This window comes from Mycolicibacterium gilvum (assembly GCF_900454025.1).
Lineage (GTDB): Bacteria > Actinomycetota > Actinomycetes > Mycobacteriales > Mycobacteriaceae > Mycobacterium > Mycobacterium gilvum.
In genome coordinates, this window is record NZ_UGQM01000001.1 from 3,232,724 (window position 1) to 3,245,937 (window position 13,214).

The following is a 13,214-nucleotide window of genomic DNA, read 5'->3' on the forward strand; positions in this document are numbered from 1 at the left end:
CGGATCACTCACACCGCGAAATCGACCCGATCGATGTGATCGGCCACCCGTAACGCGTTGGCCGCGACGGTCAGACTGGGATTCAGTCCGGCGCTCGACGGGAAGAACGACGTGTCGACGACATAGAGGTTCTCGACGTCATGGGCCCGGTTCTGCGGGTCGAGAACACTGGTCGCCGGGTCCGTACCGAAACGGCATGTGCCACAGACATGACCGAGGTTGGCGTTGTTCCTGCCGCTACCCAGCGCACGGGTGCGAAAGGGTTCGAGCACCTGGGTGAACAGCCGCAGGAACTCGGCGTGCCGGCGGATCTCACCGGGGTGCAGGCGGTACTGGATGCGCATCCGCTGGCGGCCGTCGGACGCCGTCCGGCCGGCCGGTGTCACGCGGTTGTCCAGATAGGGCAGATCCTCCATCATCGCTGCCAGCACCAGGCCGCCGGTGAAGAATCTCTCGTAGATCTCGCGAACGATCGGTGCCATCAGCCGCAATGCCCTTGCCTGCGGACCAGGCCGGTTGATCACCCACTCCATGGGTGGGATGGCGCCGAACGACTGGATGGTGCCGTACTTCTGACCTTGCCAGAAGTAGAAGTCGTTCAGGCCGATCTCCTTGTTGGCGTGCGTGATCGCGGAGTCACGTTCCGGCCAGATCTCGATCGGGTCGAGCAGGTGGCGCATCAGATTCCGGCCGACCCAGTCCGAACCGTTGGCCAATCCGCCGGGCCAGTCCCCGGAGCGGGAGTTGAGCAGGATCAGGGGCGTGGCCAGCGCCCCGGCGGCCAGCACGACCACGCGGCCTTTCAGCGCAAGCGTGGTACCGCGATGCTCGCAGATCACAGTGCGCACCCGGCGGCGATCGGCATCCAGGTGCACCACGCGGCACTCGGTCAACAGCCGGGCGCCGTGCTCGGTGACAGCGGGCAGCACGCAGTTGCGGGCCGCCTCGTTCTTGCAGGGCCGGTCACACAGGAATGTCTGGCACGTCATGCACCCGTCGGTGTAGTCACACGCCATCGGGAGGTGGTAAGGGTTCAATCCCCGATCGGCCAGATGGGCGACGAGAGGGCGGTTGTCGGGGGAGAACGGCGGTGCCGAAGGCAAACCGACAGCAGCTGATTCAGGTCGGAGGGGATCTGCTTGGCCCCGTACCTTGAGCAGTCTTTCCGCCTCCGAATACCACGGCGCCATCTCGTCATAACTGACCGGCCAGGCGTCCGGGACCGTGGAATCGCCGGGATCGGTGAAGTTCTGTCGGGGTGTGAAGTCCTGAGCGAAGAAGCGTTCGCACACCATTCCGTAGAGCGCCGAAGACCCGCCGGTCCCGCTGCCGATGAACGGCACGAAACGTTTCGGACGCCGACCGCTGATGTCCTCGACTTCGTCGGTGGATCGCCCCGCACGGGCGAGCGCGTCGAAGTAGGTCTCGGCGGATCGGCCGGCGCGAGGCTCGGCCAGTTCCGGAACCGCGGCGCGAATCGTTCCGGCCGTACCCGGCAGCGTCGACCGCCCCTTCTCCACGAACAGCACGCGACGACCCGCGCGGGCCAACCGATGGCCGAGGACGCCCCCACCCATGCCGGCGCCGATGACGATCACGTCCCAGGTGGCGGCTTCGGCTTCGCGCGCGTCCACCTCGGTGTCAGGCACGTCCCACTCCTCAGCGGTCAGGCCCAAAGAGGCGCACCGCCTGGGCAATTCGGGATCCTATCAACGTCGGGGCGCCGGCCGCCGCTGAACACTTACCTGGACGTCAAAAACCGGTCATAATGACCCCGACGTGCGTGCGCACGCGACCGAGAGGCCGGAAACCGCGATGAACCGGGAAAGACTGACATGAGATTCGTGATGTCGAGCTACGGAGGCCGGGGAGACGTCGAACCCGCCGTCGTCGTAGGGCGGGAACTGCAGCAGCGCGGCCACGATGTGCTGATCGCCGTTCCGCCGAACCTCGTGGGTTTCGCCGAGTCGGCCGGCCTCGCGGCAGTGGCGTACGGCCTGGACTCCGGTCCTGTCCTGGAACTGCAGCGGCGGTACTTCACGTGCTATTCGCGGACGCCGTGGAAGCTCAGGGAGATCAGCAGGATGGCCCGCGAGACCGAAGCGTTCGCCGCCGAATGCTGGACGGAGATGACCAGAACGCTGCATTCGGTCTGCGCCGACGCCGATCTTCTGCTCACCGGACTGATCTTCGAACAACCCGCCGCCAATGTCGCTGAGGCACTGGATATCCCACTGGCCACCCTGCAGTATTTTCCGTGCCGCCCCCACGGGCGGTTGCTGCCCTTCCTCCCGCCGTTGTTGAGCCGGCTGGCCATGACGGGTAACGACTGGGCGGCGTGGCGGGGGACACGCACGGCCGAGGACACCCAGCGCCGCGAACTGGGACTGCCCGGCAGCACCGGCCCCGCACCGCGGCGCATCGTCGACAGGGGGGCGTTGGAGATCCAGGCTTATGAGCAGGTGTGTTTCCCGGGCCTGGCCTCGGAGTGGGCGGATTGGAACAGTCGACGCCCGCCGCGCAGACCGTTTGTCGGCGCTCTGGCGATGGCGTCGCCCACCGAGTCCGATGAACAGACCGCGGCGTGGATTGCCAGCGGGGAGCCGCCGCTGTTCTTCGGATTCGGCAGCGTCCCCCTCGGATCCCCGGCCGAGACCGCCGCGATGATCGCGGGGGCCTGCTCGGCGCTGGGGCTGCGCGCCGTGGTCGGCGCCGGCGGTACGGATTTCGGCGGGGTGCCCGAGTACGACAACATCAGGCTCGTCGGACAGGTGAACTACGCGACCATCTTCCCGATGTGTCGCGCCGTGGTGCATCACGGGGGCTCCGGTACGCTCGCCGCCTGTCTGCGTGCCGGGGTCCCGCAGCTGGTTCTGTGGACCCTGCCCGATCAGCCGTTCTTCGCAGCACAGCTCAAACGCCTCCACGTGGGCACCGGCCGCCGCTTCTCCGCCACCACGGAGAAGACCCTGATCAAAGATCTGCGCCGGATCCTGGCGCCGGAGTACGTCGCAGGCGCGCGCACCCTCGCGGCGCAGACGAGCACACCGGCCCAGAGCGCGGCCGCCGCGGCCGATCACGTCGAGGAGTTCGCCCGCCTGCGCAGCGCCGTCTGACGTCTCGGGCGTCCATCGCGCCGCGGACGAAGTTTGCCAGAATTGCGTACCGCGGCGGAGGACGTGAGCTCTAGTTGCGGATCAGAAAACCGTTCGGAGCGAATGTGAATCCGAACTTGTCCTCTCGCATCACATCGTGGGTGTAATCGTCGGGAAACTCATTTTCGTACGCCTTGATGGCCTCGTAGGGCCCGGGCCCCCATCCTGGGAGGACCGGATGGCCGTTCACGCACGAATCTTCCACCAGTAGGTAATCGCCGGGGGACAAGAGCGGCCGGAGAAGCTTCATCTCCGCCAGCACGTGATCCTTGGAGTGGTCGCTGTCGAGAATCGCGAAGATCCTGCCCGGGAACTCCTCTTTGAGTTGCGCTATGCGGTCGGCCACAGCCGGGACGATGGACGAGGATTCGACGAAGACGATGTCAGGGTCGTTGGTGGTGGCGGGGTCGAGGCGCTGATGGCTGATGTCCACCGACAACACCTTGAACGGTGTGCCTACGCGCTGCATGATGTGGGCGAAGAACAGCGCCGATCCGCCGCGGTTCGAACCGAATTCGATGATCAGCGACGGCTTCAGGTCGAAAAGGATCTCCTGGTAGTTCCACATGTCGGCGACCGATTTCCAGCATTCCACACCGAGCCACGTGGTCTTGTTCCACACAAAGGTGTTGTAATACCACTTGTGGTATTCCTCGCCCTCGGAACCGGTGGGCTGATAAAGCACTATGGACAGTGCCGAATTCATCACTCGTCGCAATGATTTCGCGGTAGCGACGGCAAGTTGGCCGATCGATTTCCGATCTTTGTCGTTCGGGCCGTAGGAAGGTAACTCGCGGCGTAGCGCAAGGTTGGTGCGGCCCTGATTCCGCTCTTCGTTGTTTTGACGCCTCTGCACGGGCGCAGAGTAGCAGCCAAAAGTCTTGTCGAGCGGCCGTCTGGACGAACTCCGATCCCGCGGGAATCCGGTCGATCCACCGCCGCGACGAGGCATGCGCCGTGGACACCCGATGTTCGCGAGAATTCGCAATACCGAACGGATTGACGTTCGCGTTAGTTAGACTGCGGCCGAGGTGAGTGGTGGGAGGCCCTCGCTGTCGTCGTCGCCGGAACTTCGCAGGGGGACTGAAAGGGCTTGGTACCGCATGGCTAGGGGAGCGTTCGTACGCAGCGACGCCGAGATCGATCTGCTGGTCCGCGGTATGCGGTCGGGAATCGCGGTCGTTGGCTTCGGTTACATCGGCACCGTCATCGGAGCAGTGCTGGCCGACCGCGGATGGCCCGTGACCGGGATCGACGTGCGCCGCAGCGTTGTCGACGACATCAACCAGGGCCGGACGTCGGTCGCCGAACCGGGCCTCGGCGAAATGGTCGCCAACACCGTGCGGATCGGCCGGCTCCGCGCCACAACGGATTTCGGGGCCATCGCGGACACCGATTTCGTCATCGTCAACGTCGGCACGCCGCTGGGTCCCGACTACGAGCCGATCGTCGACGACATCAAGGCCGCCGCACGAGCTGTCGGAGAACACCTGCAACCCGGGCACGTCGTGATCCTCAAGAGCACGGTTCCGCCGGACACCACCGAGACCCTGGTCCGACCGATCCTCGAAGAGGCCTCGGGCCTGCGCGCCGGCCTCGACTTCGGGTTGGCGTTCTGCCCCGAACGCCTCGCCGAGGGTCAGGCCATCCACGAGCTGACATCGATTCCGGTCGTGGTCGGGGCCGTCGACGAATGCAGCGCCAGGGCATGTGCCTCCCTGTGGCGACATGCCCTGGGAGTCGAGTCCGTGATCGTCGAGGATCCGAGAACCGCCGAGATGGTCAAGCTCGCCGACAACGTGTGGGTGGACCTCAACGTCGCGCTGGCCAACGAGCTCGCGAAGGTCTGCGATCGACTCGGAATGGATGCGCTCCAGGTCATCGAGGCGGCCAACACGATGCCCAAGGGTGGCCATCCGGTCAACATCCTGCGGCCGAGCATGGGTGTGGGCGGTTACTGCCTCACCAAAGACCCGTGGTTCGTCAACCATCTCGGGCAGTCCCTCGGACTCGAGCTGTCGATTCCGCGGACATCACGGACCGTCAACGACACCATGCCCGGCTACACCTACGGTCTACTCGGACAACTTCTGGCCGATCAGGGAAAGACCATCGAGGGCAGCAAGATTGCCGTGCTCGGGATCGCGTTCAAGAACAACACCGGCGACTGCCGGCTCACCCCGACCAAGTACATCGTGTCGATGCTCGAAGATTCGCGGTGCCAGTTGTCGATCCACGACCCGTGGGTGCACGACGACGAAGCCCTCTCGGTGACCACGATCCCGTTGACCCCGGACATCGAGTCGGCGATCAAGGACGCCGACGCACTGGTGGTTCTGGCGGGGCATCGAGAGTTCCACCAGGTCCCGTTGACCCGGCTGGCAGATCTCACTGCCGACGGGTGCGTGTTCCTCGACGGGCGCAACAGTTTCGACCCCGCAGCCGTGCGGGCCGCCGGCTTCGTCTACAAGGGCATCGGCCGTTGACCGGGGCCTGAAGCCCTTCGAACACCCAGAGGAAAAGAGAGCAACCATGTCCAATGTCGTCGTGACGGGTGGCTACGGCTTCGTCGGTTCACATCTGGTCACCGCACTGCTCGACCGCGGGGACACGGTCACGGTGTTCGACTACGCGAAGAACACCCATGACACGAGCATCGAGTTCGACCGGCACCCCGGCTTCCGGTTCGTCCAGGGTGATGTGACCGATCTGGCCGCACTGGAGGCGGCGATAACGCCTGATGTCGACACCGTCTTCCACCTCGCGTCGGTGGTCGGGGTCAACAAGTATGTCGAGGACCCGATGCGCGTCGTCGACGTCAGCGTGATCGGCACCCGGAATGTGTTGACGCTGAGCCACCGTCACGGCGCCCGCCTGGTTTTCACCAGCACCTCGGAGGTGTACGGGAAGAATCCCGGCGTCCCGTGGAAAGAGGACGACGATCGCGTGCTCGGATCGACACGTACCGCCCGCTGGAGCTACAGCACGAGCAAGGCGATGGCCGAGCACATGGTCTTCGGTATGCACGACGCGTACGGCCTACCCGTCACCGTTGTCCGGTTCTTCAACGTGTACGGACCGCGCCAGAACCCGATCTTCCTGTTGTCGAAGAGCATTCACAGGATCCTCAACGGTCGCGAACCGCTGCTCTACGACTCCGGCGACCAGACCCGGTGCTTCACCTACGTCGACGACGCCGTGGCGGGCACCCTCCTCGCCGCCGACAGCGACGCGGGAATCGGTGAGGTGTTCAACATCGGCAGCATGACCGAGACGACGATGCGCGACGCGGTCGATCTCGCGATCAAGATCGCCAAGGTGGATGCCGTGTCGAGCACTGCCGCGTTCGACACTGTCGAGCGTTACGGCGCCCGCTACGAGGACATCCCGCGCCGCGTTCCCGACTCGACGAAGGCGCAGCGGATGCTGGGCTGGCGACTCGAGGTGGACCTGGAGGAGGGGATTCGCCGCACCATCGACTGGGCGCGGGCCAATCCCTGGTATCTCGACTGAGGACCCGGACACGCCGACGACGCAGCGGCGGCACGGATTCCGTGCCGCCGCGGTGTCGTTTGAGCGTCAGGTGCCCGCAGGCACGCGTTCCGTTAGTTGCGGATCAGGAATCCGTACGGCGCGAAGGTGAATCCGAACTTGTTCTCCCGAGCCACATCATGGGTGTAGTCGTTCGGGAACTCTTCCTCGTATGCCTCGATGGCTTCGTAAGGGCCCGGCCCCCATCCGGGAAGGTTGGGGTGACCGTTGAGCATGGAGTCCTCCACGATCAGGTAGTCACCCTTCTTCAGGAGCGGCCGCAGCAGTTTCATCTCCGCGAGCACGTGTTCCATCGAGTGGTCGCTGTCGAGGATCGCGAAGGTCTTGCCCGGGATCTCGTTCTGGAGGCGCCGGATGTGCTCGGCCACGGCGGGTACCGTCGAGCGCGACTTGACGAACTGGACGTCGGGGTCGCGCTGAGCGATCGGGTTGAGCAGTTGGTGGGTGACATCGACGGAGAGAAGGTTGAACGGTTCGCCGATGCGCCGCATGGTGTCGGCGAAGAACATCGCGGATCCGCCGTGGGCGGTGCCGAACTCGATGAACAGGGACGGCTTCAGGTCGAACAGGATCTCCTGGTAGTTCCACATGTCGCTGACCGACTTCCAGCAGTCGACCCCCATCCATGTGGTCTGCTTCCACACGTTCGTGTTGTAGTACCACTTGTGGTACTCCTCGACCTCCGCGCCCGTCGACTCATAAAGGAAGGGCGCCAGCACACCGCTCGCCAGCCTTCTGCCCAGACCTGACGGAGTCGGCCGTTGCTCGTAGAGGGCCGTAGCGATGCGAAGGACTGAATTCCTGTCCACGAAACTGGCTTTCGGCGCGGAGTCCTCGCGGCTCAGCGTTCCCAGATTCCGGTCCCCGTGTTCTTTCTGCACCGCAGCAGGCTAGCTGACCGGCCGCTCACCCGGAGGAAGAATTGACATATACGTTATTTAATTTCTCACCGGGTCAGGACGCCCAGATCGCCTGATCTGAGCGTTCTTTCGCCGGCGTCGTCGACCCAGTCGAGAAGAGCGAGCAAACCGTCCTCGAGTCGCCACTTCGGGCGCCACCCGAGGTCGTCCTCGGCGGCGCTGACATCGCACTTCGCCGCACGCACGTCGCCGTCGCGGAACTTGCCGACGATCACCGGATCGGGAGCGTCGCACAGACGCGCCGCCATGGTGGCCAACTCGTGGATGGTGGTCGAGGCGCCGGACCCGATGTCGAGGCAGCGTGCCTTCGCCCGGGGTCGCTGCAGGGCGGCGAGCAGTGCGTCGACGACGTCGTCGATGTACACGAAATCGCGAAGTATCCGTCCGTCCTCGTAGACCTCGAGCGGTTGCCGGGCACGGGACAGCCGAGCGAAGAGCGCGACGATCCCCGTATACGAGTTGGTCAGCGACTGACCCGGGCCGAAGACGTTCTGGAGCCGTAACACACTCAGCCGGGTGTCATGGGCGGCGGCCCACGATGCCAGGATGTGCTCCTGCGCAAGCTTTGTCGACGCATAGATGTTCGTAGGCCGGGGTTCTGTACGGTCCGCCGCACTCGCAAGGGGCAGCAGCGCAACCCCGTCCGGGCCCACGGGATCCCAGTTGCCTGCCGCCAGTTGCGCATGGGTACGCGGCGGTGGATAGACGACACCGGCGCCGGTGTCCCACGCCCCTTCGCCGTACACGGCTCGCGACGACGCCAACACGAGGTGTTCGGGCACGAAGTCGGCGCGGCCCAACGCGTCGACGAGTTGGGTCGTACCGACCACGTTCACCGAACCGTGCCGTGTCGCCTCGGAAAGGGATTGTGCCGTACCGGTTTCGGCTGCCAGATGCACGATCTGGGTCGGCTCGAACAGGCGCAGGACAGCGTCCCAGTCCGGAGCGTGGGTGACGTCTCCGGTGAACAGCCGGACTTCGCGCGGGAGCTCGACCACACACGGCTTGCGATGCACCTGCGGATGGAGAACATCCATTACCGCCACGTCGTGGCCGGCGTCGACGAGTCTGCGCGCGAGCGCGGATCCGATGAACCCCGCCCCGCCCGTGATGAGAACCGATGTCGTCAACTGCCATCCCTCCAGCGCCTGCCCGGCCGCGCGCCGAAGGATCGGAGGTCGGCAGCAGCCACCGCGACTGCGCGCAACCCCTCGATTCCTGCGCGCAATCCCGATGGCACCAGACCTGTGTCCACCAGCCCCGCAGCGCGTATGACGTTGTCGGCTGAGCGCAAGGTCACCACCCGGGGACGAAGAACCGTTCGGTCGGGGAGAAAATTAGCACATACGTCAGTATTGCGTCCGGACTGGGACAAAAGTCAGGTCCGACGCCCTAGTCTGCTAGCCGAGACCCAGAGGAGAACTGGTGAGCGTAGTCGACGGACACACGGCAGATCGCACACGTGGGCGCGCGGTGGACAGGACCACACTGCATCGGGTGTGGCATGCGGGGCTTGTCCTCATCGCGGCGGCCGTGGTGACGGCGTGCTTCTTCGCGCCCGTGGTGGCTGCCGTCCTCGGCGCCCTCGCGCTCCTGCTCGGCGCGGCCCGCCTCGCCTACCGCGGCCGCGACCGGTTCATCCCGAACCTCTACGCCAGAGACACCAGGGTCTACGACGACGATTACCGCGCCTTCATCACCCGCTCGCTGAAAGAGCTGCGGCAGTGCAGGATCCCGGATCACACCCTGTTGCGGGAGGCGTCGCGACTCGCCCCGCCGACCGGCGAAGAGACCGACGGGCTGGTCCTGGACCTCGGGGTGTGGATCGGGTGGTCGACGAGGCTGACCGCCGACGCCAGCGGCCGCCCGGTATACGGCTTCGACACCTTTGAAGGCCTGGTCGAGGACTGGCAGGTCGACGATCAACTCGTGATCAAGCGCGGCACCTTCTCACTGACAGAGCCGCTCGCCCAGCGCTTCATCACCGACACCGGTGTCACACTGCGCGACGGCCTCCCCCCGGCGCTCGGGCGCCCCGTCGAGTTCATCAAGGGCAGTACCTACGACACGCTGGAACCTTTCCTTGCCTCCAAGCCCGCGGCGCCGATCGCGCTGTTCCACATGGACCTCGACACCTACGAGAGCTGCCTGCACGCACTGGAGACGTGCAAGGACCGGTTCGTCGAGGGGTCGATCCTGGTGTTCGACGAATACCTGGTCACCAACGGCGAGATGCTCGCGTTCTACGAGTTCCAGCGCAAGTACGGACTCCAGTACCGGTACCGCGCCTGGGGCCTGGAGATCTGGGAGATGAACGTCGAAATGGTCGCCTCACGCTGGAAGCGTGTGGCGTACTACCTCATCCTGATCGCGGGCTACTGGTCGCTGGGCGACGGCCGGTACGCGTGGGCGTTCCTCGGGAAGCGGTTCTGGCGTTTCTGGCTCGGCGCACCGTTGGGCGACATCGCATTCATGCTCGGCGCCGCGGGGCAGCGTAAGTCGGTCAGCCTCGAGATCACCGGGCTCGGCGAGCTCGGTCGCCAAAGGTCCTGAGCCGCACGGGTTCACGCATGGTCGCCGATCCACGATGCGGTGAAGTCCAGCACCGATGGGATGTTCTGGGCCAGATCGGCACCGATGGATTTCTCCAGGTTTCCGCCGACCAACGGGATCCGCACCGTCACCCGGCCGGCGAAACGCAGCTGCGATCCGTACCCGGCCGGCCGCAGCCATGTCTGCGCATCACACGAACCCAGGCCTCCCGAGACCGCGACGGCGATGTTCCCGCACACCCGGCCCTCGCGGTCGGGCACCCAGGTCTCCGTGTACTGCATCGACACTCCGCCCCGAACGAGCTTCGCGACCGGCCCGGGCAGCAGCTGACGCCCCAGATCCAGGGTGTAGCGCACCGTGAGGTCTCCGCCGGGGCCGACGTCCAGCGAATCCAGGACCGTCACCACGCCTGAACCGGTCGCCAGCCGGTCGTGCCAGTAGTCCTCTCGACCGAATGCGGCGTGGATTCCCTCGACGCTCGCCGTGGACTCCGCAGTGCCGGTGAACGAACGGGCCATCCGCTCTCTCCTCCTCCGCAACGCTTCGCGCGCCGGGTCACGATTCTGGCAACGTCGCGCCGCTCCCGCGAACGAGTTGGCGCGTTTTATAGGCGCGATCGTCAATTTAAGGCAGGATCGTCGCGTGGGCATCAACGACGGGCTGGTGATGTTGGCGGACGCCTTGCCGGGCATGAACCGGATCAGGGCTGTGCAGCGGGCGCTGGAGCAGCGCGTCGACCCGGTCTACCTGGAGATCGGGGTGTCGAAAGGGCAGGCGTTCCAACGGATCAGCGCGGACGTCAAGATCGCCGTCGACCCCGCCTTCCGGCTCTCACCGCGGACGCGCGAGCTCGCCGACGCCAAAGGCCGCGAGACGTACTACTTCGAGACCACCAGCGATGCGTTCTTCCGGAACGAGGCGGCACTGCTGGAGCGCCATCCTGTCGACGTCGCGCTGATCGACGGCCTGCACACCTATGAGCAGGTGGTCCGCGACGTCGAGTACACCGTGCGCCACCTGCGCGAGGACGGTGTCATCTTCCTGCACGACTGCAATCCGCCGTTCGAACTGGCGGGCCGCCGGGCGGACTCGTGGGAGGACTTCATCGCCGAGCAGAAGGGGCCGCTGGTGATCGGGCTCTGGAACGGTGACGTCTGGAAGGCGATCGTCCATCTGCGCAGCACCCGCCCGGACCTGATCGTCGGCGTCCTCAAATGCGACCAGGGCGTCGGCTTCGTCCGGAAGGGCACCCCCGATTCGATGCTGCCCTACACACCCGATCAGGTCGCGGCGCTCACCTACGCCGATCTCAAGGCCGACCGCCGACGACTTCTCAACCTCAGGCCACCTCGATACGTCGACGAATTCCTCAGCGCCGGCGCGTCTCGCCGGTAGGAGCTTCCGATGAAATTCGTGTTGGCGACATGGGGGAGTCGCGGGGACATCGAACCGTCCGCAGCCGTCGGCCGCGAACTGGTGCGGCGCGGCCATGACGTGCGGATGGCCGTTCCACCCGATCTGGTGGAATTCACCCGGGCGGCCGGGATCGAGACGGTCGGCTTCGGCCCGGACGCGCAGAGCATCCTCGACGCGCACCGCGATTTCTGGACCTGCTTCTTCCGCACACCCTGGCGGGTGCGGGATCTGATCAGATCGCGCGTCGAGATCGCCGGACCGCTCCTGCAGGGCTGGCAGGAGATGAGCTCGACGTTGACGACGTTGGCCGACGGCGCCGATCTCATCTTCACCGGGATCAACTTCGAGGACGCCGCCGCCAACGTCGCCGAGTATCTCGACGTTCCGCTGGCCACCCTGCACTACTTCCCCTTGCGGCCCAACGGCCAGATCCTGACGGCGCTGCCCGCCGCGCTCGGCCGCGCGGTGGTGCGAGCGTTCTGGTGGCTGTCGTGGCGGGTGACGAAGAAGGTCGAGGACACGCAGCGGCGGGGGCTCGGGCTACCGGCGTCGACAGGTTCCGCGCCGCGGCGGATCACCGAACGGGGGTCGCTCGAGATTCAGGCCTACGACGCCGCGTGCTTCCCCGGCCTCGCCGCCGAATGGGGCGAGTACGCAGATCAGCGGCCCTTCGTCGGCACGCTGACGCTGGAGTTGAGCACCGACACCGACGAGGAGGTCGCCTCGTGGCTCGCCGCCGGAACGCCGCCGATCTACTTCGGGTTCGGCAGCATTCCGGTGGAGTCGCCGGTCGACACCGTCGCGATGATCAGCGCGGCCTGCGCGCGACTGGGCGAGCGGGCCCTGATCGGCGCCGCCGGGACCGATTTCAGCAAAGTGGCGGTTCCTGAGCACGTGAAAGTGGTCGGCACGCTCAACTACGCCGCGGTGTTTCCCCGCTGCCGCGCCCTCGTCCACCACGGCGGCTCCGGGACCACCCCGATCGGGATGCGGGCCGGCGTGCCCCAGCTCATCCTCTACTGGGACATGGTGCATGCGATCTACGGCGCCGCCGTCAAGCGTCTGGGTGTGGGAACCGCGCGGCGCTTCTCGACGGCCACCGAAACCACCCTGGTCGACGATCTGCGCACGATTCTCGAACCACCGTGCGGGGAGCGGGCGAAGGTGCTGGCCACCCACATCACCGAGCCCGCGGACGCTGCCGCCGCCGCCGCCAACCTGCTCGAGCAGCACGCCCGTTACGGACCGGGCCAGGGGCGGCGCCACCCCGCAGACAGGGGTGACAAGAGTCACACCCAGTGACAGAGGTCACACGCAGAAGTAGAGTTGGCAAATAGTTACAGGTGCGTCAATAACATGATGGAGAACCGTTGAGCATCAATCCGTTCGACGACGAACAAGGCAGTTTCTTCGTCCTGGTCAACGACGAGGGCCAGCACAGCCTGTGGCCGACCTTCGCCGAGGTGCCGGCCGGCTGGCGCGTGGTGCACGGCGCAGCCGATCGCGTCGAGTGTCTGAGCTACATCGAACAGAACTGGGCGGACATCCGCCCGAGGTCTCTGCGCGAACGGCTCGCAGCGGGTGGGGTTTCCGATAACTAGACCGTGCAGCTCAGGGA

Annotated in this window: 12 protein-coding genes; 7 read left to right on the top strand and 5 right to left on the bottom strand. The window is 65.8% G+C overall.

The annotated features are described in order from the left end of the window. Window positions 1–8: 8 nt before the first annotated feature. Window positions 9–1,649 carry a GMC oxidoreductase gene (locus DYE23_RS15150; RefSeq protein ID WP_115328982.1) on the bottom strand — a complete coding sequence of 547 codons (1,641 nt, stop codon included), beginning with the start codon at window positions 1,647–1,649 and terminating at the stop codon, window positions 9–11. A 186-nt stretch (window positions 1,650–1,835) separates the two neighbouring features. On the opposite strand from DYE23_RS15150, the gene DYE23_RS15155 reads away from it, so the two are divergent. Then, window positions 1,836–3,116 (top strand): glycosyltransferase, encoded by a 1,281-nt coding sequence (locus DYE23_RS15155; RefSeq protein ID WP_115327548.1) that lies wholly within the window; start codon window positions 1,836–1,838, stop codon window positions 3,114–3,116. 70 nt (window positions 3,117–3,186) lie between these two features. Here DYE23_RS15155 and DYE23_RS15160 read toward each other — a convergent pair whose 3' ends face one another. Continuing rightward, window positions 3,187–3,861, bottom strand: coding sequence for a rhamnosyl O-methyltransferase (locus tag DYE23_RS15160; protein WP_115327549.1), 675 nt, complete (start codon window positions 3,859–3,861; stop codon window positions 3,187–3,189). Between the two features lie 397 nt (window positions 3,862–4,258). Between DYE23_RS15160 and DYE23_RS15165 the strand changes: the two genes are divergently transcribed. Both DYE23_RS15165 and DYE23_RS15170 read left to right on the top strand, forming a co-directional pair. Beyond that, on the top strand, window positions 4,259–5,641 hold the full coding sequence (locus DYE23_RS15165) for a nucleotide sugar dehydrogenase (RefSeq protein ID WP_115327550.1): 1,383 nt from the start codon (window positions 4,259–4,261) through the stop codon (window positions 5,639–5,641). A 46-nt stretch (window positions 5,642–5,687) separates the two neighbouring features. Then, complete coding sequence (locus tag DYE23_RS15170) at window positions 5,688–6,668, top strand: NAD-dependent epimerase/dehydratase family protein (protein ID WP_115327551.1); 981 nt, start codon at window positions 5,688–5,690, stop codon at window positions 6,666–6,668. Window positions 6,669–6,760: 92 nt separating this feature from the next. Here the strand turns inward: DYE23_RS15170 and DYE23_RS15175 are convergent, their stop codons facing one another. Together DYE23_RS15175 and DYE23_RS15180 are read right to left on the bottom strand one after the other, a co-directional pair. Next, window positions 6,761–7,450, bottom strand: a complete 690-nt coding sequence (locus tag DYE23_RS15175) for a rhamnosyl O-methyltransferase (RefSeq protein ID WP_372516251.1) — start codon at window positions 7,448–7,450, stop codon at window positions 6,761–6,763. A gap of 203 nt (window positions 7,451–7,653) precedes the next feature. Continuing rightward, window positions 7,654–8,757, bottom strand: a complete 1,104-nt coding sequence (locus DYE23_RS15180; protein WP_115327552.1) for an NAD-dependent epimerase/dehydratase family protein — start codon at window positions 8,755–8,757, stop codon at window positions 7,654–7,656. A gap of 295 nt (window positions 8,758–9,052) precedes the next feature. Here DYE23_RS15180 and DYE23_RS15185 point away from each other — a divergent pair, with 295 nt between their 5' ends. Then, window positions 9,053–10,180, top strand: coding sequence for a class I SAM-dependent methyltransferase (locus DYE23_RS15185; RefSeq protein WP_235660411.1), 1,128 nt, complete (start codon window positions 9,053–9,055; stop codon window positions 10,178–10,180). Between the two features lie 11 nt (window positions 10,181–10,191). On the opposite strand, the gene DYE23_RS15190 is transcribed toward DYE23_RS15185, so the two are convergent. Further along, complete coding sequence (locus DYE23_RS15190; protein ID WP_115327553.1) at window positions 10,192–10,698, bottom strand: DUF2505 domain-containing protein; 507 nt, start codon at window positions 10,696–10,698, stop codon at window positions 10,192–10,194. A gap of 124 nt (window positions 10,699–10,822) precedes the next feature. Here DYE23_RS15190 and DYE23_RS15195 point away from each other — a divergent pair, with 124 nt between their 5' ends. From DYE23_RS15195 to DYE23_RS15205, 3 genes are all read left to right on the top strand, one after another. After that, window positions 10,823–11,575, top strand: coding sequence for a class I SAM-dependent methyltransferase (locus DYE23_RS15195; protein ID WP_235660412.1), 753 nt, complete (start codon window positions 10,823–10,825; stop codon window positions 11,573–11,575). Between the two features lie 9 nt (window positions 11,576–11,584). Continuing rightward, a complete protein-coding gene (locus DYE23_RS15200; protein ID WP_115327554.1) occupies window positions 11,585–12,898 on the top strand; it encodes a glycosyltransferase in 1,314 nt (437 codons plus the stop codon). Between the two features lie 68 nt (window positions 12,899–12,966). Beyond that, a complete protein-coding gene (locus DYE23_RS15205) occupies window positions 12,967–13,197 on the top strand; it encodes an MbtH family protein (protein WP_115327555.1) in 231 nt (76 codons plus the stop codon). Window positions 13,198–13,214 lie beyond the last annotated feature (17 nt).